Source organism: Halomonas sp. BN3-1 (assembly GCF_003056325.1).
In the GTDB taxonomy this organism is placed as follows: Bacteria; Pseudomonadota; Gammaproteobacteria; order Pseudomonadales; family Halomonadaceae; genus Halomonas; species Halomonas litopenaei.
In genome coordinates, this window is sequence record NZ_PYVV01000006.1 from 207,912 (window position 1) to 230,607 (window position 22,696).

The window sequence follows — 22,696 nt, forward strand, 5'->3', positions numbered from 1 at the left end:
ACAATATCTTCTAAACTTATCGGATAGGGCTTCGCTATACAAGAAAACCAACAGAGGCAATCAGAACCGTGCACCACGACTAAATCATCACATCTAGCGTTCACTGAGCACGTTCGCCTATCCTCGCCGCAACAGCCTGCGATGCACAAAACTGTCGCTTTGTAAGCGAAAGACAAGGCCGGCCCGCCACTACGATCACTCTCAATCCAGGCAGCACCATCCCAGATATCGGCTTCAATGGAAACAGCAGGGCAGGTCCGAGGAAGAAAAAAATTATTTTAGTATAAAATACGATAAACCCTCCCTCAAATAACCCATCAATTCGATTTATTATCACATGTATCGCACTAAACTTTGAGACATTCGCTCCCGTCCATGAGTACAGTTTCACCACCTATTCTTCTTGCATACGTTTAACGATCCCTCGCCTGAACTGACGATAATCCATGCAAGGAATCGCCAAATGAATTTCAACATCGATTCGTCATTGAATCAGTCCACCGCTGCCACTCTGTTTGCGCAAGATAGCACCACCCAGGTCACCGCCCTGGCATTGCTGGATGAGGATGGCTTGCCCGACGGGATTCCAGGCGGCCCCCAGGATGCGGCGGGTCAGGACACCGTGGCAACCGGTACCCTGGGCTATAATTTCGGCGCCAACGGCCCAGCCGCGACCCACCCCTTTCGCTGGGAAACCACCGACCTCCCCGCATTGACGTCTGGCGGTGCCCCTCTTTCCTACCAGGTTTCACCAAGCGGCCGAATCCTATCCGCCTCCAGCAGTGATGGCACAACCGTACTTCAAGTCAGGCTGACTGATCTTGTCTCAGGCAGCTACAGCGTCTCGCTGCTCCACCCGCTCGACCATCCCGACGAAACCATCGAAAACAACCTGATCTTTTCGGTCTACTACACGATTACCGATGATGATGGTGATAGCGCCACCGCACGCCTCGGCCTGGATATCGACGATGACTCGCCAACCACGACCGTTATCGCACCCTCGAGCCTTGAAGCTGGCGATACCGTCTCCGGCACCTGGTCGCAGCAAGGCGGAGCCGACGGCGTCGCCGATACCGTCGTCAACCTCCAGGCCGACGACAACGAGTATCCGCTCGGCACACCGATCGATACCGGCAAGGGCATCCTGATCGTCAACCCCAACGGTACCTGGCGTTTCAGCGCAGACAACGATGCCAGCGGCGCACTCGACTTCAACATCACCACCAAGGATGGCGACGGTGACAGCTTCAGTTCCAGTGCCCACATCGTCATCTCCGGCGGCAATGGGATAGGCCCCACCACCCCCGAGACGGATGGCAATTCTGCCACCGTATCGCCCAAGGCGGTGGTCGATGAAGATGGCCTTCCCGGCGGCATCGCCGGCGGCATCAATGATTTCCCGGGCGAACGCATCATCGCCACCGGCCGGCTGCGCTATGACTTCGGCGATGACGGCCCAGGGGGCTTCACCTGGAGCACCGCCGGCCTGCCTGTACTGACCTCCCAGGGAAGCCTGGTCAGCTGGGCACTCAGCGCAGACGGACGCTCACTTCTTGGCACCAGCGCCAGCGGACAGCAGGTCCTCTCGATTCAACTGAGCGATCTTGCCGCCGGCACCTACCGGGTCGACCTGTTCAAGCCGCTGGATCACCCCCGAGCCGATGTCGAGAGCGACATCAACTTCAGCGTCGGCTACACCATCACCGACGCCGACGGCGACAGTGCGCAGGGCATCCTCCGCGTTACCGTGGATGACGACATGCCAGTGCCGGGCGACGATACCGCCGCAGGCGACAACAGCGGGCCCATCACGGTTGACGTACTGGACAACGATGATTTTGGCGCCGATGGCCCCGGCGAGCTCACCAGTGTCACCGTCCAGGGCGGCCCGGATGTTGGTACCGCCACCATCAACCCTGACGGCACCCTGACCTTTGTTCCCCACCCTGGCTTTACCGGAAACGCCACGATTGACTACACCGCCACAGATGGCGATGGCAGCACCGTTACCGGCAACCTCAGCGTCGAGGTCGCCGACGGCGGCGGCGGCACAGGCCCCACCACGCCGGAAACCGATGGCAATCCCGACACCACCCCGCCAAAAGCGGTTCTCGACGAGGACGGCTTACCTGGCGGCATCGCCGGTGGCGTCAATGACGTGGCTGGCGAACGGATCGCGGCGACCGGCTCGCTGGGCTACGACTTTGGCAGCGACGGCCGCGGCAGCTTTACCTGGAATACCGCCGGCCTCCCCGTCCTCACCTCCGGCGGCAGCCCGGTCACCTGGTCGCTGAGCGGCAATGGTCGTTCGCTGGTCGGCTTCAACAACGCGGGTGAACGTGTCATTTCCGTCCAGCTCACCGACGTTGCCAACGGCATCTACAAGGTGGTGCTGGCCAAGCCGCTGGATCATTCCAACCCCAGTGTCGAGAGCGACATCAACTTCAGCGTCGGCTACACCATCACCGACAGCGTCGGCGACAGCGCCTCGGGCACTATCGGTATCACCGTCGATGACGATACGCCGGTGGCCAACGCCGACAACGCCACCACCGACAATGACGGCAGCGTCACCGTCGACGTTCTCGGCAACGACCGGTTCGGCGCCGACGGCCCCGGCGGCATCACCAATGCCACCGTCCAGGGTGGCGCGGGTGTCGGTACTGTCACCGTCAACCCTGACGGCTCCCTGACCTTCACGCCCAACCCGGGCTTCGTCGGCAACGCCACCATCGACTATACCGCCACTGACGGTGACGGCAGCGCTGTCGGCGGCAGCCTCAATGTTTCGGTCACAGATGGTGGCTCCGGCCCCACTACGCCAGAAACCGATGGAGATCCGCATACCGTGCCACCCAAGGCGGTGCTCGACGAAGACGGCCTGCCTGGCGGCATCGCCGGTGGCATCAGTGACGTGGCTGGCGAACGGATCGCGGCCACCGGCTCGCTGGGCTATGACTTTGGCAGCGACGGCCCCGGCAGCTTTAGCTGGAACACCGCCGGCCTCCCCGTCCTGACCTCCGGCAGCAGCCCAGTCATCTGGTCGTTGAGCGGCAATGGGCGTTCGCTGGTTGGCTTTGACAACACAGGTAACCGTGTCATCTCCGTCCAGCTCACCGACGTTGCCAACGGCAACTACAAGGTGGTGCTGGCCAAGCCGCTGGATCACTCCAACCCCAGTGTCGAGAGCGACATCAACTTCAGCGTCGGCTACACCATCACCGACAGGGTCGGTGACAGTGCCTCGGGCACTATCCGCATTACCGTCGATGACGACACGCCGGTGGCCAACCCCGACATCGCCATTACCGACAACGACGGTTCCGTCACCGTCGATGTGCTCGGCAACGACCGGTTCGGCGCCGATGGTCCCGGCGACATCACCAAAGCCACCGTCCAGGGAGGCGCGGGTGTCGGTACTGTCACCGTCAACCCCGACGGCACCCTGACTTTCGCCCCCAATCCCGGCTTCGTCGGCAACGCCACCATCGACTATACCGCCACCGACGGTGATGGCAGCGCGGTCGGCGGTAGCCTTGGCGTCACGGTCGCTGACGGCGGCACCGAGCCCACCACGCCAGAAACCGAAGGCTCGGCTCCAGTGGTGGCCGTGGTCGATGAGGATGGGCTGCCAGGCGGAAACGCAGGCGGCAATGGCGATGTTGCAGGCACAGCGGTAGTGGTGACGGGGCTGCTGGGTTACAGCTTTGGCGACGATGGCCCCGCAGCCGGCGGTGGCTTCGCCTGGGGCTCCGACACTTCAGGTCTGCCTGCGCAGACATCCGACGGTCAGGATATTCGCTACTTCCTGAGTAGCAATGCCCTTTCCCTGGTGGGTCTTGATGAAGCCGGCAACCGCGTCATCGCCATCGACATCCTCAATACCGCTACGGGTCAGTACCGAGTCGTGCTTTCTCAGCCGCTCGACCACCCGATCGCAGGCACCGAGGACGACCTGCGCTTCAACGTCAGTTACACCATCACGGACAGCGACGGTGACACGGCACAAGGCAACCTGGTCGTCGTGGTCGACGACGACTCACCCAGGACTTCAGCGGTTCAGGTCGGTCAGTTGACCGATGGGGCCACCGCCGACATCAACTTCTTTGGCGCCGACGGTGCCGGCTCGCTGACCTTCGGTTCAGCACTGGCGGGCACCCAGGTGACCAGTCCGAGTGGCTTGCCGGTCAGAACCTCCAACGGCGACACCCTCACCTATCGGCTGAGTGGCAATGGGCTGACACTCAAGGCGACCACCGCTGGTGGTTTCGTGGCATTCGAGGTCACGCTGGCGGCGGACGGTTCCAGCTACTCCGTCAACGTCTTCGATGACGGCATCGGCCCCATCGGGCAGTCAAGTCTCAACCTTAGCGACGCTACCAAAGAGGTCCTTGTCCCGTACCAGTTCCAGGGCGGATCCGGATTCGGGTCTCGCTACCTCGCCTACGAAAATGGCGACGTTGCCCCGGATGTGGTGGTATCCGCCTGGTCGGTCGACGATGGTGGGAGCAGGGCTTCTTACCTGAGGTCCGAGGCGAACGGCGTCGTGGCGGTGGGTAGCGACAACCTGACCGGCGAGAACGAAATCATTCGTGTCGATTTTGTCGACGATCTAGCCTTCTCCAGCAATCGTCCCAACTGGGAAGATCATCGTGGAGTGACCTTCTTCAGCGACGTCATGATGCGCGCCGAGAGAATGGAATTCCCCATGGTCGCGATCAAGGCCTTTGGCCTGGCGCCGGATGGCAACGCCACCAGCGGGCATCCCTACGAAGCTGGCCAGGAAAACGTACTGTCCCTGAGCAGAGGTGATATTCGCTTCTTCGACACGGCAGGCCGCGATATCACCTCGCGCCTGGATATTACCGAGTTGGACGACGGCTCGCTGCGCATCATGAACATCCCGAGTACTGCTCGCTTCGAGATAACCACTGACGAGCCGTTCGAAGCCCTGGAGTTCAAGGGGCTACATGACTGGTATGCATTCTCGCTGAGCGGTGACTTTGAATATTCCTGGCTTGAGAAGGGAGACCAGGGAGGAAGCAATGGCGGAGCCCTGACACTGCCGGTTGAAGGGGCCGATGGGGATGGAGACAGGGTCAACGGAAACCTTGAGTTGGCGTTGCCGTCTTCCGGATCGAGCACGAGAACCGCATCGGCTCGTAGCCTTGATACCAGCAACACAGATGATGGTGATAGTGAAATCTGGGCGGCTGGCGGTGCAGACACCATCGTGTTCCAGTCGGGAGATGAGGGAACATCAGCCAATCCATCCATGGATGTGGTGAATAACTTCACCCTTGGAGATACCGCGACAACTGCTGACGCGGATACTCTGGATCTATCCGATCTGCTCCACGACGCCAGCGAGGAGGATGTGTCTGACTACCTGCATGCAAGCCAGGACGAAGACAACACCGGTCTGTCGGTAAAGTCGGACGGTGGCATCGGGACCTCCGGTGCAGGTGCCGACCAGGTTATCACTCTGACCAACGTCAGCATGTCAGGATCGTCCAGCGACAACTTCCTCAACCAGCTAATTCAGGACGGACAGCTCAACATGGAGTAAACTAGACAGGTTCATGAACTAGCCCAGCAATCACTACGTGCCACTCGGTCCGACATCGAGTGGCGCGTCTCTGCTTATCGATCCACTGCTCTCTTTATCACGACCTGGCCACCCACGATCATTGCCTTCGCAATGCCGGGAACATCTTGCTTTGTAGAACTCCCCCCTTTCTGCCGATGCGTGAAGGCAGAACGATGCAGACCATCGTCCGATTCTCGGTAATGCTGCCGGCAAGGCTTCAGGCGAAGTGGAGCGACATATGGCAACCGTCGAATCCGGCCATGCCGCCAACCCGACAGCTTCTTATCCGCCCTGGCGCGGCATCGACAACGACGACAGACAGTACTTCGCCTTGATGCGGCGCCCGTCGGCCTGGTGATCTCACTGGTGGAAGGCAAATAGCCAGCGCACCGGATCGCATGCGCCCTAAAGCCCCTCATTGATGCTCTACTCGTGACTCAATGTACGCAATCAACGCTTTTTTTCCTGATACATTGTCACATCAACCATTACTTAAACCGCTTACAATATCGGCAGAAAATCACTCATCTTTTTCTTTTTTCCCACCGAATAAACCCCAAGCCATTGATTACACGGAAGCTTAACCCCCTCTCCTCTATCAATAGCCATACCCTCTCTGTGAGGACAAGAATGGATGCCTGGGTGCGGGGTCCCTTCCTTCAGCATACCCTCCATACTCGCCAGAGCATCGAGTTCCCGGCAAACAACCTCTACAGAACCCACCGTCAAGGACTTTTACCATGCGATCTGGCTTGGACAGTCTCGTTGCCGCGACCATCCTGTCGCCCCAATTCGAGGAAGAAAACGATATCAGCACCGTCGCCAAGGTGGATGAAGATGGGCTGCCCGGTGGTAATCTCGAAGGCCCGAGCGACCTTGGCGGGTCCGAGACGGTGGTCACCGGCACCATCCCCTACAGCTTTGGCAGCCTGGGGCCGGCAAGTTTCGCGCCTTTCTCGTGGTCATCCAGCGGCTTGCCAAGCCTGACATCCCGGGGCGAGGCACTGAAATACACCGTTTCCCCCAGCGGCAGGACCCTGGCAGCCAAGACCCTCGAGGGGCAAACCGTCTTGCACCTTACCGTTACCGATATCGATGCCGGGACCTATCGCCTTGCCTTGCGCGCACCGCTGGATCATCCCATCACGGGCAGCGAGGATGATCTGGCCTTTTCGGTCCAGTACACCATTCGCGACAAGCAGAACAATCAGGCTTCGGCACGGGTAGGCATCGTGGTTGACGATGACTCCCCGACAACTACCATCGATTCACCCGTCGCCGTGGACGCTGGCGACAGCGTGACCGGCTTCTGGCGCCAGCGCGGTGGCGCCGATGGCGTCGAATCCACCAAGGTGATCCTGGTCGGCAGCACCACCGAGTTCGATCTGGATCAAAGCATCTTTACCCCGAAGGGAAGCCTGACGGTCCACTCGGACGGCAGTTTCACCCTGGACGCCAGTCCCAGCGTCACCTCAGACGCAGAGCTGGTCTTTCAGATTGTCACCACCGATGGTGATGGCGATAGCGTCGCAAGCGAGGGTCGCATCAGCGTCAATGCATCACTGCTACCTGACGATCGCCCAACGACGCCCTTGAGTGATGACGACATTGCAACCGCATCGCCACTTGCCTTGCTCGATGAGGATGGCCTGCCAGGGGGCGAGCCCGGTGGAATCGGTGACATACCCGGCGAGGCAACCGTCGCCATGGGCAACCTCGGCTACGACTTTGGAGACGACGGCGCCGGAGACGTGGTCTGGGAAACCCACAACCTTCCTGATATCCGTTCCGGTGGCACAAGGATCGACTGGCAGCCAGGCGCTGAGGGCAAGCAGCTGACCGGACTCGACGCCGATGGCAGGACAGCACTTCACGTCGAGCTGCTGGACGTGGAGGACGGCACCTACCGCGTCACCCTGTCACGCCCGCTGGACCATGGTGGAGTCAACATCGAGGACAATCTGGATCTGAGTTTTGGCTACCGGATCACCGACAGCGACGGCGACAGCGCCCTGGGTGAGCTGCTAGTGCGCATCAACGATGACTCGCCGGTGAAGGGACGATCAAACCAGGACACTCCCGCAGCCGAGCCACTCGATATCGCCGAGCTTCTCGATGACAACGAGAGCGCTGGCAAACTCACTGACCGCGCCATCACTCCCTTTTTGGACGATGATGCGAATCCCTCGCCGACAGCGGCGCAGGCCTCTCTCGATAGCGTGATGGCTCCAGCGATCAACGACGATTTGCGCACTCTGCTGGAGGATACGACGATCCCTGCCGATATCTAAGGCGTGCACCAAAGGTGCTTAGGCTCATCGACCTTTCGAATTGTGACTGACACGCAGTCAGACCGCGCCCTGCAAGCAGATCAATCGAGCGGTCTCGACCGAGTAGTGCAGTCGGGAGCGCTTTCTAGCGAGCAGGGTCGACAGTATCCAGCCGACTCATCAGCAGCCTGAGGCCGCGCTCGAATTCCGCCTTGCCGCCGTAGGAAGGGTGACGCAGGGCGACGACCTCGCGCTCGGGAAAGGCAGCCTGGGCGGCCAGGGTGCCCTTTCGCCCTACCCCGGCCACCATCGTCGGCGTCGAGTGAGTAGTGACCAGCTGATCCAGCCGCCTGAGCCAGTCGATGCCTTCGCTCAGCTCTGCTGCGCGTGGCGCGCGGTTGCTGTGCGTCCGCGCTATCTGATGGGGGTGAAAGGGAAAGGCGTTCCACACCAGCGGGGTCATCCCAAGACGTGCGAAGCACTCCCAGGCGATGGTGGCGGTGGCTTCGCTGCCGCCCTCCGGTACCAGGGCGAGGTGCGGTCTCAGCGTCTCGATAAAGGGATGCTTACAAGAACGCAGTAGTGCCGGGCTCGACAACGGGATTCCCGTCTCGCCACCGCCCTTGAAGCCCAGTGCTTCGGCCACCAGCAGCAGTCTGGGCGGGCCAGCGGTGGTCGTTTCCCTGGTGTGTTCCAGCATCAGCTCGAGATAGGCCGTCAGGTTGTCGGCCAATGGCTTCTTGCGCCAGGGATTGGCAACGTCCGGCCCATCTGGCCGCCTGCGCAATCGCCTGACGAATGAACGAACGGTGGTCTGGCCCAAGCGCCCTGCTCCGCTGCTGATCGATCATGTAAAGAACGCGATGGGCCCGCACATCAGAGGCCCTGAACGACGTCGGGGCGCCCAAAAGGCGCCCCGACGATCCGATAGTGCTTTGCCTTAGCGCTCGCGCAGTACCTTGAGCATGCGCTTGAGCGGCTCTGCGGCGCCCCACAAAAGCTGGTCACCGACGCTGAAGGCGCTGAGGTACTCACCGCCCATGTTCAGCTTGCGCAGACGACCCACCGGGATGCTCAGGGTGCCGGTGGCAGCGGTCGGCGTCAGCCCATCGATGGTGGCGTCCTTGTCATTGGGGATGACCTTGACCCACTCATTGTGGCTCGCGATACGCTCCTCGATCTCGTCGAGCGGCACATCCTGCTTGAGCTTGATGGTGAACGCCTGACTGTGAGAGCGCATGGCGCCGATACGCACGCACAGACCGTCGATGGGGACCGGGCTGTCCTGGCGACCGAGAATCTTGTTGGTCTCGACGTAGCCCTTCCATTCCTCGCGGCTCTGGCCGTTGTCCAGCTTGGAATCGATCCACGGCAGCAGGCTGCCGGCCAGCGGCGCACCGAAGTTGTCGGTGGGGATGGCGCCAGTACGCATCGCCTCGGTGACCTTGCGGTCGATGTCGAGGATGGCGCTGGCCGGATCCTTGAGCTCGCTTGCCACGCTGTCACGCAGGCCGCCCATCTGGTTGAGCAGCTCGCGCATGTGCTTGGCGCCGGAGCCGGATGCGGCCTGATACGTCATGGAGGTCATCCACTCGATCATGTCCGCCTCGAACAACCCGCCGAGGCCCATCAGCATCAGGCTGACGGTGCAGTTGCCGCCGACGAAGGTGCGCGCACCGGCGTCGAGCTGAGCGTCGATCACCTTGCGGTTGACCGGGTCGAGCACGATGGTGGCGTCATCGCTCATGCGCAGGGTGCTGGCAGCGTCGATCCAGTAGCCCTTCCAGCCGGCACCGCGCAGGTCTTCGTAGACCTTCTTGGTGTAGTCGCCGCCCTGGCAGGTGATGATCACGTCCAGCGCCTTGAGCGCCTCGATGTCGAAGGCGTCCTTCAGCGGAGGCACGTCCACACCCACGTCGGGGCCGGCCTGACCGACCTGGGAGGTGGTGAAGAAGACCGGCTCGATGCCGTTGAAATCTCCATCTTCCACCATCCGCTGCATGAGCACGGAACCCACCATGCCACGCCAACCGACGAAACCGACTTTCAACATGTGAAGTCCTCCAGAAATCGAGTGAGGCAATCATTATACAGAAACCGGCAGCACCTTTCAGATGCCACCGGCACAGTCAGGATGGGCGACGCCCGATTGCCGGGCGCCAGCACCATTAACAAAGGCGTTAAAGCGCCGCCAGCACCGCATCCCCCATCTCACTGGTGGACACCTGGCGGGTGCCCGGATAGGCGATGTCGGCGGTGCGCAGGCCCTGATCCAGCACCTTGCCCACCGCAGCCTCGATGCGCTCGGCCATGGCCGGCTCGCTGAGCGAATAGCGCAGCATCATCGCCACCGAGAGGATGGTGGCCAGCGGATTGGCGACACCCTGGCCAGCGATATCCGGGGCGCTGCCGTGGCAAGGCTCGTACATGCCTTGGCCGCTTTCGTTGAGCGAGGCCGACGGCAGCATACCGATGGAGCCGGTCAGCATGGCGGCGGCGTCGGACAGGATGTCGCCGAACATGTTGCCGGTCACCACCACGTCGAACTGCTTGGGCGCGCGCACCAGCTGCATGGCGGCGTTGTCCACGTACATGTGCGACAGTTCCACGTCCGGGTACTCGGCGGACAGCCGCTCCATCACCTCGCGCCACAGGATGGTGACCTCCAGCACGTTGGCCTTGTCGACGCTGCAAAGCTTCTTGTCACGCTTGCGCGCCATCTCGAAGGCCACCCGGCCGATGCGCTCGATCTCGCTCTCGCTGTAGACGTAGGTGTTGAAGCCGACGCGCTCACCGTCACGCTCCTCGACGCCGCGCGGCTGGCCGAAGTAGATACCGCCGGTCAGCTCGCGCACGATCATGATATCGAGCCCGGACACCACCTCGGGCTTGAGGGTCGAGGCCTCGGCCAGCTGCGGATACAGGATGGCCGGGCGCAGGTTGCCGAACAGCCCCAGCTCCTTGCGCAGCCCCAGAAGCCCCTTCTCGGGTCGCTTGGAAAGGTCCTCGATGGTGTCCCACTGGGGGCCGCCTACGGCCCCCAGCAGGATGGCGTCCGCCGCACGCGCCTTGGCCAGGGTCTCCTCGGGCAAGGGCTCGCCGTGGACGTCATAGGCGCCGCCGCCTACCAGCGCTTCCTCCACGTCCACGTCGAGCCCCTTGGCCTTGAGCGCCTCGAGCACGCGGCTGGCCTGGGCGGTGATCTCGGGGCCGATGCCGTCACCGGGAAGGACAAGAATCTTGCGGGTCATGAGATGGGGTTCCTGAAAGCTGGCAGAAAGATGAAGATCGAGAGAATCGTAGGCCCCGCCATCGGGCGGGGCCAGCTGTCGATGAGAGACAGGTCTACGCCTTGGCCGGCTCGCGGAACAGCCAGGGGCGAGCGGTGCGATGACGCGCCTCGAAATCGGCGATGGCGGCCTCGTCCTTGAGGGTGATGCCGATATCGTCGAGGCCTTCAAGCAGGCAGTGCTTGCGGAAGGCGTCCACCTCGAACTCGAGGATCTCGCCGCCAGGGGTCACCACACGCTGGTGCTCGAGGTCGATATCGAGACGGTAGCCCTCGTTGGCCTCGACCTCGGCGAACAGCCGGTCGACCTGCTCTTCAGGCAGAGTAATCAGCAGGATGCCGTTCTTGAAGGCATTGTTGTAGAAGATATCGGCGAAACTCGGCGCGATGACCGCGCGGAAGCCGAAGTCCTCCAGCGCCCAGGGCGCGTGCTCACGGGAACTGCCGCAGCCGAAGTTGCGACGTGCCAGCAGCACCTGGGCTCCCTGATAACGCGGCTGATTGAGTACGAAATCCGGGTTCAGCGGGCGCTGACTGACGTCCTGACCGGGCTGGCCCTCGTCGAGGTAGCGCAGTTCATCGAACAGGTTGACGCCGAAGCCGGTACGCTTGATCGACTTCAGAAACTGCTTGGGGATGATCAGGTCGGTGTCGACGTTGGCCCGATCCATCGGCGCGACCAGACCCTCGAGGCGTTCGAACTTTTGCATGGCTCAGGCCTCCTGGCGAGCGGTGGTGGAATCAAACTGGCGCACATCGACGAAGTGGCCGGCGATGGCGGCAGCGGCGGCCATGGCAGGGCTGACCAGGTGGGTGCGACCACCGTAACCCTGACGCCCCTCGAAGTTGCGATTGGAGGTGGAGGCGCAGTGCTCGCCGGCACCGAGCTTGTCGGCGTTCATCGCCAGACACATGGAGCAGCCGGGCTCACGCCACTCGAAGCCGGCCTCGATGAACACCTTGTGGAGCCCTTCCTCCTCGGCCTGGCGCTTCACCAGACCGGAGCCCGGGACGACCATCGCCAGCTGGATGCTGTCGGCGACCTTGCGACCACGGGCCACCTTGGCCGCCTCACGCAGATCTTCGATGCGTGAGTTGGTGCAGGACCCGATGAACACCTTGTCGAGGCGGATATCGGTGATCTTCTGGCGCGGTGACAGCCCCATGTACTCAAGCGCCCGGGTGATGCCGGTGCGCGCGGTGTCGTCATCGGCCTCGGCGGGATCCGGGACCTCACCGCTGACACCGGTGACCATCTCGGGGCTGGTGCCCCAGCTGACCTGAGGCTCGATGGACGCAGCGTCCAGCGTCACCACCTTGTCGAACACGGCGTCGGCATCGGAGACCAGCTCGCGCCAGTCGGCCACGGCGGCGTCCCACTGCTCGCCGCTGGGGGCAAAGGGGCGCTCGGCCAGATACTCGATGGTGGTGTCGTCCACCGCGATCAGGCCGACTCGGGCTCCGGCCTCGATGGCCATGTTGCACACCGTCATGCGACCTTCCATCGACAGGCTCTCGATGGCGCTGCCGGCAAACTCGATGGCGTAGCCGGTGCCACCGGCGGTACCGATCTCGCCGATGATCGCCAGCACCACGTCCTTGGCGGTGACGCCCTCGCCCAGCTCGCCTTCGACGCGCACCTGCATGTTCTTCATCTTCTGCGCCAGCAGACACTGGGTGGCCAGCACGTGCTCGACCTCGGAGGTGCCGATGCCATGGGCCAAGGCGGCAAAGGCGCCGTGGGTAGCGGTATGGGAGTCACCACACACCACGGTCATGCCCGGCAGCGTCGCACCCTGCTCGGGGCCGACCACGTGGACGATGCCCTGGCGCGGGTCATTGATGCGAAACTCCTCGATACCGAAGGCCTCGCAGTTATCATCAAGCGTCTGCACCTGGATCAGTGATACCGGATCCTTGATCCCGCTGTTGCCCTCGGAACGTTCCTTCACGGTGGTCGGTACGTTGTGGTCCGGCGTCGCCAGGTTGGCGTCCAGCCGCCACGGCTTGCGCCCGGCCAGACGCAGACCTTCAAAGGCCTGGGGCGAGGTCACCTCGTGCAGCAGTTGACGATCGATATAGATCAGCGCGGTGCCATCATCGCGCTCCTTGACCAGGTGCTGCCGCCACAACTTGTCGTAGAGTGTCTGGCCTGCCATGCGGTGTCTCCTCCGGGGGCTTGGCTCCAGGCGCCACGCTGGCGGTGGGCCTGTCGGTCGTTCTGAAGCCGCCCCTCTCGATTGATCGAAAACGGTCGTTTGCCGGTCCCGCGGGCCTTGCCCGGGGATGGGATAGATCGAGTGTCGCGCCACTCGCCAATAAAATCAATTCATGTTATTTATTCAAACGATTCCCAAGTGGAATACATCATTACCCGGCAAACCGTCGCCACTTTTCCTCGTCATCCGCCCCGGGAGCACTGCCATGGATACCCAGAGCCTGCAGGCCTTTCTCGCCGTGGCCGACAGCGGCAGCTTCTCCCGCGCGGCGGAGCAGCTGCACCTCACCCAGCCGGCCGTCAGCAAGCGTATCGCCAGCCTGGAGGCGCTGACGCGCGCCCGCCTGTTCGACCGCATCGGCCGCCGCGTCAGTCTGACCGAAGCCGGACGGCTGCTGCTGCCGCGGGCACGCCAGATCCTGGTCATGGTCGACGACAGCCGCCGGGCCCTGAGCAACCTGAGCGACGAGGTCAGCGGCGAGTTGACCCTGGCCACCAGCCATCATATCGGACTGCACCGGCTGCCGCCGGTGTTGGGCAGCTACGTCAAGCGCTACCCGGAGGTGCGCCTCGACCTGCGCTTTCTCGACTCCGAGCAGGCCTACCAGGGCGTGCTGGACGGCGATATCGAGGTGGCCCTGGTGACCCTGTCAGCCCACCCCGACCCTCAGCTTCGCGCCACCAGAGTGTGGGTCGACGACATGACCTTCGTTGCCGCCCCGGAGCATCCGCTCGCGCGGGAGAGCCGCGTAACCCTGGCGACCCTGTGCGAGCATGACGCCCTGTTGCCGGGGCCACTGACCTTCACCCGCCAGCTGATCCTCGAGCGCCTGGCCAGGCACGGTCTGGCGCCGCGGGTGGGACAGTCGACCAACTATCTGGAAACCCTCAAGATGATGGCCACGGCAGGACTTGGCTGGAGTCTGCTGCCCGACCCCATGGTCGAGCGGGACATCGCCAGCCAAAGACTGGTCCGACTGGCCCTCGAGGAGCCTGCGATACAGCGCCCGCTCGGCTACCTGGTGCACCGCGACCGCACCCTGTCCAACGCCGCCCGCTCGCTGCTCGAATGCCTCGACCAGGAAGCCGTGGCAAACCCCGCCTCACCTTGAGCGCACCACCACAGGGACGTCTGAATGACCCGCATGCCTCTCCCTCCACCGCGACACCGCCTGGCCGGCGCACTGACGTTGGCGGGCCTGCTGACGCAGATCGCGGGCCTGTGCCTCGACGGACTGCCGAGCTGGAGCGTCAGCCTGCCCTTGTGGGCCGCCAGCCTGCTGATGTGGCCGGACATTCCCCGGCGTAATCAGTGGCAGGCCGGCGTGCTGGCGGTGCTGGGGCTTGCCTTTCTGGTGTTGGCGGTGGCGGGCTTCGACGCCACCCCTGACATCACCACCTTGCTCGATGGCAACGCCTTCGTGGTGGCCATGCTGGTAGGGGTGAGCTTTATCGCCTTGATCGGGCGCCCCTCGGAGGGGCCACCGAACAGCGAACCGGTGACCGGGCGCCGAGGTCTGGCCGGGACCTGGCTGGGGGTGCAGCTGCTCGGGGCCATCCTCAACCTGTCCGCAGTGTTCATGGTCGGCGATCGCCTGGAGCGCCGCGGTCGTCTGCTCGAGGTTCAACTACTGGGGCTCAACCGAGGGCTTTCCAGCGCCGCCATGTGGTCGCCGTTCTTCGCCGCCATGGGCGTGGCGGTCTCCCTGGCTCCATCGCTTGAATACACCACGGTGCTGGCCGCCGGACTGCCGCTGGCCTTTGCCGGCGGTCTCTACAGCGTGTTCGAACTGTCACGCCGCTTCGACGTCAGCGAGGTCCCCGGCTTTTCACTGTCCCCCCGCAGTCTGCTGATGCCGGCCAGCGTGGCCGGACTGGTGATGGTGTTTCACTACGTCATCACACCGTCTCTGACCATCGTCAGCATCATCACCTTCCTGATGCCGACACTGGCGCTGGCCGCCAACCTGGCCAGGGGCGCTGCAGCGACCCGTGAACGCCTTGTTCGCCACCTCCACTACCGACTGCCGGGCATGCGCGGCGAAATCACCCTGTTTCTGTGTGCGGGACTTCTGACCAAGGGACTCTCGATCCTGGTCGCCGCGGCCACCAACGGTGACTGGACGCTGTTTGCCGACTTTGGCGTGGGGCCCGCCATGCTGAGTTATGTGGCCATCGTTGCCAGCGCCATCGCCGGCTTGCACCCGATCATCGGCATCTCGGTGCTGGCCTCGATGCTGGATCTGGATGGCCCCCACCAGACCCTGTTCGGTTTCGTCGCCCTGGCGTCTTGGGGCGTGGGCACCGCCGTCGGCCCGCTGTCGGGCATCAACCTGTCACTGCAGGGGCGCTACGGGATCAGTGGCTATCGCATGATGAAGCACAATCTACACTACGCTCTGGTCATGTCGGCGCTGGTGCTGGTGGCGATCGCCTGCCTGGCTCAGGCCGTCTCGGTCTGAGCCGCACGCCAGACGATTGCCACCTGACATTGCGCCGACGTCGCGTTCGGCGGACGTCAGCCGACACGTCCAAAGTAGCGATGGCCGCATTGATGGCAGGGCTCGATGCGCTTGACCCCGTGCAATTCGACCACGGCGTCGCAGTGCACGCAGGACATGCGTCCCGGCGCCGCCAGTTCGCCGGCGGTGTAGTCGGCACGGGAGGCCTCGAGGTCGTCCTCGAGCTGCTCGCGCTCGATCACGCTGCGATCGGCGATCGACAAAAGCGAGTCGACCACCTTGCGCGACAGGATGGTCAGGTCGATGCCGAGCCAGCTGGCCACGCCCTCGCCGCCGGCAGCCAGGTAGCGGCGCATGTCCTTGAGATCACGTTCGACCCAGGCCCTGAGCAGCGCCAGTTCGTCCTTGGTGTACTCCTCGAGCTCCGCCTCGAACTCCACGGCGTCATCGAGATCCTTCTGCAGATTGTCCCAGGTGAGGTCCTCGGCCCCTTCCTTGAGCCGGGCCAATACCCGCTCATAGCCGTCGCGCAGACGATGTTCGCCGGACGAAGAATGTTGATCACTCATGACGGTGTCCTCCTTGAAGCAGACAAGGACCGCTCGGGGTAACCCGAACGGAACACTGGCGGCCCACCATAGCCGGACCCCGGGCTGCTGGGGTATCCTTGCGGGCATCATTGCCGCGCCGGTGACAGGGCCGCATCAACCTTGATTCTGCACAACCCTGCCGCCGGACGATACCCATACCCTGCGCGCCGCCTTGGGCGCGCCTTGATTGCAAGGTACTCGAAGACCGCGATGGACGCCCAGTACAAGCCCCACGAAATCGAACACGACGCCCAGCAGTTCTGGAATGAAAACCAGTGTTTCAAGGCGATCGAGGATCAGGATCGCGAGAAATTCTACTGCCTGTCGATGTTCCCCTACCCCAGCGGCAAGCTGCACATGGGGCATGTACGCAACTACACCATCGGCGACGTGGTCAGCCGCTTCCAGCGCATGCAGGGCAAGAACGTGATGCAGCCGATGGGCTGGGACGCTTTCGGCATGCCGGCGGAAAACGCCGCGATCAAGAACCAGGTACCGCCGGCCAAGTGGACCTACGAGAACATCGACTACATGCGTGCCCAGCTCAAGGCGCTGGGCTTCGCCTATGACTGGGATCGCGAGTTCGCCACCTGCGACAGCGACTATTACCGCTGGGAACAGTGGTTCTTCACCAAGCTGGTGGAAAAAGGCCTGGTCTACAAGAAGATGTCCACCGTCAACTGGGACCCGGTGGATCAGACCGTGCTGGCCAACGAGCAGGTCATCGACGGCTGTGGCTGGCGCTCCGGTGCGCCGGTGGAGCGCAAGGAAATCCCGTTGTGGTTCTTGAAGATCACCGACTACGCCGATGAGCTGCTGGCGGATCTGGACAAGGTCGAGTGGCCCGAGCAGGTCAAGACCATGCAGCGCAACTGGATCGGCAAGTCCAAGGGGGTCGAGCTGGCCTTCGACGTCGATGGCGACGAGCCGCTCAGGGTCTACACCACCCGTCCCGACACCCTGATGGGGGTGACCTACGTGGCGGTGGCCGCCGGCCACCCGCTGGCGATCAAGGCCGCCGAGGACAAGCCCGAACTCGCCGCCTTCCTCGAGGAGTGCTCCCACGGCGGCACCTCGGAAGCCGAGCTTGCGACCATGGAAAAACGCGGCATGGCCACCGGCTTCGAGGCCATCCACCCGCTGACCGGCGACCGTGTGCCGGTATATGTCGCCAACTTCGTGCTGATGGAATACGGCACCGGTGCGGTGATGGCGGTGCCCGGCCACGACCAGCGTGACTGGGAGTTCGCCACCAAGTATGACCTTCCGATCCGCGCGGTGATCGCCGACGCCGATGGCCAGGCCCCGGACCTGTCCCAGGGCGCCTGGGTCGAGCACGGCAGCCTGATCAACTCCGGCGAGTTTGACGGCCTCGACTTCCAGGCGGCCTTCGACGCCATCGCCAGCCGCCTCGAGCGCGACGGCCACGGCGAGGTCAAGACCAACTACCGCCTGCGCGACTGGGGCGTGGCCCGCCAGCGCTACTGGGGCGCGCCGATTCCGGTCAAGTACGGCCCCGAGGGCCAGACCGTGCCGCTCACCGACGACGAGCTGCCGGTGGCGCTGCCGCTGGAGGTCACCGTGGACGCTTCCGGCTCGCCGCTCAAGAAGATGCCGGAGTTCAGCGATCTGGGCGATGGCTGGACCCGCGAGACCGACACCTTCGACACCTTCATGGAGTCCTCCTGGTACTACGCGCGCTTCTGCTGCGCCGACAACCCGGAGGCCATGCTGGACGAGCGCGCCAACTACTGGCTGCCGGTGGATCTGTACATCGGTGGCATCGAGCACGCCATCCTCCACCTGCTCTACGCCCGCTTCTTCCACAAGCTGATGCGCGACTTCGGTCTGGTCGACTCCGACGAGCCGTTCCAGCGCCTGCTGACCCAGGGCATGGTGATCGCCGAGACCTTCTACCGCCCCGAGGCCAACGGCGGCAAGGAGTGGTTCAACCCCGCCGACGTCGAGGTCAAGCGTGACGACAAGGGACGCCCGCTCAGCGCCACCCTGATCAGCGATGGCCAGCCGGTGGAGATGGGCGGCATCGAGAAGATGTCGAAGTCCAAGAACAACGGCGTCGACCCCCAGGCCATGATCGATCGCTTCGGTGCCGACACCGTGCGCCTGTTCATGATGTTCGCCGCCCCCCCGGAGCAGTCACTGGAGTGGTCCGACTCCGGCGTCGAGGGCGCCCACCGCTTCCTCAAGCGGCTGTGGCGTCTGGTCGCCGAGCATCTGCAGGCCGGTACGCCGGCAGCGCTGGATGCCGCCGCCATCGCCTCGCTCGACGACGCCCAGCGCGAACTGCGCCGCAAGACCCACGAGACGATCAAGAAGGCCGGCGACGACATCGGCCGCCGCACCACCTTCAACACCGCCATCGCCGCGGTGATGGAGCTGACCAACGCCATCGCCAAGTTCGTCGATACCAGCCCTCAGGGCCTGGCGGTCAGCCGCGAGGCGATCGAGGCCTGCGTGCTGCTGCTGGCACCGATCACGCCCCACGCCTGCCACGCACTGTGGCGCTCACTGGGCCATGACGGCGCGGTCATCGATGCCACCTGGCCGGCGTTCGACGAAAGCGCCCTGGCGCGCGACAGCATCGAGCTGGTGGTGCAGGTCAACGGCAAGCTGCGCGCGCGCCTCGAGGTGCCCGCCGACGCCGACAAGGCCGCCGTCGAAGCGCTGGCACTGGCCAACGACAACGTCCAGCGCCATACCGACGGCAAGACCCTGCGCAAGGTGATCGTGGTGCCGGGCAAGCTGGTCAACATCGTCGCCAACTGACAGCTCGCGGCGGGCGTCTCGCCCGCCGCGTCAGACTGTCGGTGATACCAGGACATGATGCCGAAGGCTGTGCCTTCGGTTTTTCCCTCACGCTGGACAAGGAGTTCCCATGCAGCGTCGTCACTTCCTTGGTCTGACCCTGGCCTCCGGCGCCGCCCTGCTGCTCGCGGGCTGCGGCTTCCACCTGCGCGGCGTCGGCGGCGAGGTGCTGTCCCTGGACAGCCTGGCGCTCGACGGTGCCGACACCCCCTTCGCCGAGCAATTGACCAAGCGTCTGGAAAGCCTCGGCACCCGCGTCGACGAGACCGCGTCGCTGCGTCTCAACCTGGGTGGCGAAGACGTCAGCATCCGTCAGGTCGGCGTGCTCGACACCGGCTCTCAGGACCAGCAACTGGTGCTGCGGATTCCCTACTCGATCCAGCGCGCAAGCGATGGCGCCTACCTGGCCGATCGCCAGGCGGTGGAGGTGCTCGAAGAGTTCTCGATCACCGACGACAACCTGCTGTCCCAGGATGAGCTGCGCACGGATGCCCTGGAAAACGCCCGCCGCGAGGCCGTACGCCAGATGATCGACCGACTGCGCGCCATCGAGGAAGTCTGATTCACCCATGAAGGTCTTTGCCGACAAGCTGCCGGACGCGCTTTCCAAGTCCGTACCCCCTGTCATCATCGTCGCCGGTGATGAGCCTCTGCAGCACATGGAGGCCTGCGATCAGGTCCGGGCACGTGCGCGCGAGTCGGGCGTCGAGGAACGTGAGGTGCTCCACGTCGAGGCCAACTTCGCCTGGGGCCGCCTCACCGAGTCCGCGGCGAGCCTGTCGCTGTTCGCCTCGCGCAAGTTGATCGAGCTGCGTCTGGGCAGCGCCAAGCCGGGCCAGGAAGGCGGCAAGGCGCTCAAGGAGTACGCCGAACAGGCACAGGGCAGCGACAACATCCTGCTGGTCAGCTGCGCTAAGCTCGACGCCCGCGAGCAGAAGAGCGCCTGGTTCAAGGCGCTCGACAAGCTGGGGCTGTTCGTTCCGGTGTGGCCGGTCGACCCTTCCCGGCTGGGTTTCTGGCTGAGGGACCGCGCCCAGCGCCACGGTCTGTCGATGTCGCTGGACGCCGCCCGGCTGCTGGGTGAACGCACCGAGGGCAACCTTCTGGCCGCCGACCAGGAACTGCAGAAGCTGGCCTTGATGCTTCCTCCCGGCGCTCAGGTATCCCCCCGTGACGTCGCCGGAGGGGTCGAGAACAGTGCCCGCTACGACGTCTTCACTCTGGTCGATGCCTGCCTGAAAGCCGAGCGCGAGCGCGTCCTGCGTATCCTCGCGGGACTGGCCGCCGAGGGTACCGAGCCACCGATCATCCTGTGGGCCCTGACCCGCGAGATTCGCACCCTGCTGTCGCTGCATCAGCACCTGGACCAGGGCCAGAGCTTCGAGCACGCCTGCAAGGCCCAGAAGCCTCCGATCTTCGACCGTCGGCGCCCCGCCTACCAGGAAGCCATCCGTCGCCTGCCACTCAAGCGTCTGCACAAGCTTCTGATGTTCGCCCAACGCCTGGACCTGTCGATCAAGGGCGCAGCGGACCTGCCGCTGGAACAGGGCATTCAGGACCTGGCGCTGACCCTCGCTGGCGGTCGTGGACTGCTGGCAGAAATGGCCTGGTCCTATCGCGTGGCGCCGTAGCCGACGATTCGTCTTCCTTGCTCTCGCGTGATGTGGCCTGGCGTCACCCCTGTGACGCCAGGATGGGATAGGTCAGCCCGGCCAATGGGGGTATGACCCCGCACTGCGGGTACTCTGCGCATAGAATAGGGCAAGCACCTGCATCATTACCCCTTGGGCGCCCAGCGCGTCTGGTCGCCAGCGACCGCGAGTGCCCCCATCATGCCCCGTGTCTTCCCGCTGGTTCTGGCCGCCGGCGTCACCTTGCTTTCGACCGCCAGCGCCCTGCTGTTGCTCGGCTACCTGAGCCAGGTGCGCCAGCCCATGGGCGTTGTCCGCGACGCCCTCATCATCGAAACGGCACGGTCTCAGGAAAATGTGGCGAGCATCGCTTCACTCAAGCAGTTTGCCGGCATCGACAACTCGCCCCGGGCTCACGAGCTCACGCAAGTGGCCGATACCCTCCAACACCGTCTGCGGACGCTGGCGGGCACCGCCACGCGGCTGCCCACCTCCCAGAGGGACAGCGTGGTCGGCTACCTGCAACGTGCCGAGCACTCGATCAACCTGATCGCTCCGTCACCTCTCTCCGACACCACCGCAGACATCGCCGACACCTTGCCGGGGCTCGCTTCGACCATCGATGAGCTGGCCATCTATCTGATGGAGACCGAGTCGCACCAGCGCAAGCTCGATCGACGCCTGGCATTGGTGGCCACCATCCTGACGGCACTGGTACTGATGGTCGGCACGGTGCTGTTTGTCGCCCTGCTGCGCCTGGAACGCCACAGCAACGCGCTGCGCTATCTGGCGATGACCGACGACCTCACCCAGCTCTACAATCGTCGCCAGTGGCTCGACCAGGCCCCCCACCTGCTGGCCCTTCGGCGCCCGGCGGATAGTCCAGTGGCGCTGATGCTGCTGGATCTGGACAACTTCAAACGCATCAATGACGGCTACGGCCACCCCACCGGCGACAAGGTATTGAAGTCCTTCGGCGAGATGCTCAAGCGCGTGGCCAGGCGCAGCGATCTAGCGGCGCGTCTGGGGGGCGACGAGTTCGCCCTGCTGATGCCCCAGGCGGACGCCCGCAACGCCGAAACCGTCGGCGAGCGAATTCGCCACGAAACCGAGCACTTCGACCTGACCCAACCGGCGGCCGGCGCCAACCTTACGGTCAGTATCGGCATCGCCGTCTCAAGCCACGCCGATGACGACTTCTCCACCCTGTACCGGCGGGCCGACCAGGCGCTCTACCAGGCCAAGCATCAAGGACGCAATTGCATCCGCCTGGGCTAGAGAAACCAACAACCTGCATGAAATTCCTGTACCACCTTCGTTATACTCCTGTTGTCGCCAACGCATCCGGCGGGCAGGATGCCACTGGATGCATGTCGCCATCACCAAGGATCGAACAATTCCCGACACCATCAACAAGGAAGCCCCCATGACTTCACGACTGCGCCGCTTGCTGTGTACTGTTCTGATGCTGTGCCTGACCCTGGGTGCCGCCAGCGCCGGGGCCGCCACCTCGGTCCCGCTGGCCTCGACCAACGACGTGCTGGCCTCCCAGCAGAGCCAGGACGCCCGAGAACGCATCCATCAGGTACTGGCCCGCGATGACGTACGCCAGCAACTCGAACTCCAGGGCGTCGATCCCGGTGAGGTCGAGGACCGCGTAGCCGCCCTGTCCGACGCCGAAGCTCAGCAGATGGCCGACCAGCTCGACCAGATGCCCGCCGGCGCCAGCGTCATTGGCGTGCTGTTCGCGGTCTTCGTCATCCTGCTGGTCACCGACATCTTGGGTCTGACCGACGTCTACCCGTTCACCCGCTAAG

General features: G+C 63.7%; 15 protein-coding genes. 9 read left to right on the top strand and 6 right to left on the bottom strand.

Annotated features, from left to right (window positions below):
* The first annotated feature begins 463 nt into the window (after nt 1-463).
* Together C9F12_RS10590 and C9F12_RS10595 are read left to right on the top strand one after the other, a co-directional pair.
* A complete protein-coding gene (locus C9F12_RS10590; protein WP_108448852.1) occupies nt 464-5,572 on the top strand; it encodes a tandem-95 repeat protein in 5,109 nt (1,702 codons plus the stop codon).
* Nucleotides 5,573-6,333: 761 nt separating this feature from the next.
* Nucleotides 6,334-7,884 carry a hypothetical protein gene (locus tag C9F12_RS10595; protein ID WP_108448853.1) on the top strand — a complete coding sequence of 517 codons (1,551 nt, stop codon included), beginning with the start codon at nt 6,334-6,336 and terminating at the stop codon, nt 7,882-7,884.
* A 124-nt stretch (nt 7,885-8,008) separates the two neighbouring features.
* Here the strand turns inward: C9F12_RS10595 and C9F12_RS10600 are convergent, their stop codons facing one another.
* The 5 genes from C9F12_RS10600 to leuC form a co-directional block, all read right to left on the bottom strand.
* Complete coding sequence (locus C9F12_RS10600; protein ID WP_162816452.1) at nt 8,009-8,686, bottom strand: uracil-DNA glycosylase; 678 nt, start codon at nt 8,684-8,686, stop codon at nt 8,009-8,011.
* A 117-nt stretch (nt 8,687-8,803) separates the two neighbouring features.
* Nucleotides 8,804-9,916 carry an aspartate-semialdehyde dehydrogenase gene (gene asd, locus C9F12_RS10605; protein WP_045992648.1) on the bottom strand — a complete coding sequence of 371 codons (1,113 nt, stop codon included), beginning with the start codon at nt 9,914-9,916 and terminating at the stop codon, nt 8,804-8,806.
* A gap of 127 nt (nt 9,917-10,043) precedes the next feature.
* Entirely contained in the window at nt 10,044-11,114 is a 1,071-nt protein-coding gene (leuB, locus tag C9F12_RS10610; protein WP_108448855.1) for a 3-isopropylmalate dehydrogenase, read from the bottom strand.
* A gap of 94 nt (nt 11,115-11,208) precedes the next feature.
* The gene (leuD, locus tag C9F12_RS10615; RefSeq protein WP_045992650.1) at nt 11,209-11,862 is read right to left on the bottom strand and encodes a 3-isopropylmalate dehydratase small subunit; all 654 of its coding nucleotides are present in this window, start codon (nt 11,860-11,862) and stop codon (nt 11,209-11,211) included.
* A 3-nt stretch (nt 11,863-11,865) separates the two neighbouring features.
* Nucleotides 11,866-13,311 carry a 3-isopropylmalate dehydratase large subunit gene (gene leuC / locus C9F12_RS10620; protein WP_045992651.1) on the bottom strand — a complete coding sequence of 482 codons (1,446 nt, stop codon included), beginning with the start codon at nt 13,309-13,311 and terminating at the stop codon, nt 11,866-11,868.
* A 265-nt stretch (nt 13,312-13,576) separates the two neighbouring features.
* On the opposite strand from leuC, the gene C9F12_RS10625 reads away from it, so the two are divergent.
* Together C9F12_RS10625 and C9F12_RS10630 are read left to right on the top strand one after the other, a co-directional pair.
* Nucleotides 13,577-14,482 carry a LysR family transcriptional regulator gene (locus C9F12_RS10625; RefSeq protein ID WP_108132824.1) on the top strand — a complete coding sequence of 302 codons (906 nt, stop codon included), beginning with the start codon at nt 13,577-13,579 and terminating at the stop codon, nt 14,480-14,482.
* Between the two features lie 33 nt (nt 14,483-14,515).
* Nucleotides 14,516-15,832 carry a hypothetical protein gene (locus C9F12_RS10630; protein WP_108448870.1) on the top strand — a complete coding sequence of 439 codons (1,317 nt, stop codon included), beginning with the start codon at nt 14,516-14,518 and terminating at the stop codon, nt 15,830-15,832.
* Nucleotides 15,833-15,888: 56 nt separating this feature from the next.
* Here C9F12_RS10630 and C9F12_RS10635 read toward each other — a convergent pair whose 3' ends face one another.
* Nucleotides 15,889-16,401, bottom strand: a complete 513-nt coding sequence (locus C9F12_RS10635) for a zinc ribbon-containing protein (RefSeq protein ID WP_045992653.1) — start codon at nt 16,399-16,401, stop codon at nt 15,889-15,891.
* 231 nt (nt 16,402-16,632) lie between these two features.
* Here C9F12_RS10635 and leuS point away from each other — a divergent pair, with 231 nt between their 5' ends.
* The 5 genes from leuS to C9F12_RS10660 all read left to right on the top strand — a co-directional run bounded on the left by leuS (nt 16,633) and on the right by C9F12_RS10660 (nt 22,695).
* Complete coding sequence (gene leuS / locus C9F12_RS10640; RefSeq protein WP_108448856.1) at nt 16,633-19,209, top strand: leucine--tRNA ligase; 2,577 nt, start codon at nt 16,633-16,635, stop codon at nt 19,207-19,209.
* Between the two features lie 109 nt (nt 19,210-19,318).
* Nucleotides 19,319-19,810 carry an LPS assembly lipoprotein LptE gene (gene lptE / locus C9F12_RS10645; protein WP_108132826.1) on the top strand — a complete coding sequence of 164 codons (492 nt, stop codon included), beginning with the start codon at nt 19,319-19,321 and terminating at the stop codon, nt 19,808-19,810.
* Nucleotides 19,811-19,817: 7 nt separating this feature from the next.
* A complete protein-coding gene (gene holA / locus C9F12_RS10650; protein WP_045992656.1) occupies nt 19,818-20,879 on the top strand; it encodes a DNA polymerase III subunit delta in 1,062 nt (353 codons plus the stop codon).
* A 201-nt stretch (nt 20,880-21,080) separates the two neighbouring features.
* On the top strand, nt 21,081-22,157 hold the full coding sequence (locus C9F12_RS10655; RefSeq protein WP_108448857.1) for a GGDEF domain-containing protein: 1,077 nt from the start codon (nt 21,081-21,083) through the stop codon (nt 22,155-22,157).
* 148 nt (nt 22,158-22,305) lie between these two features.
* Nucleotides 22,306-22,695: a PA2779 family protein gene (locus C9F12_RS10660; protein ID WP_045992681.1), complete on the top strand. Its 390-nt coding sequence runs from the start codon at nt 22,306-22,308 to the stop codon at nt 22,693-22,695.
* Nucleotide 22,696 lies beyond the last annotated feature (1 nt).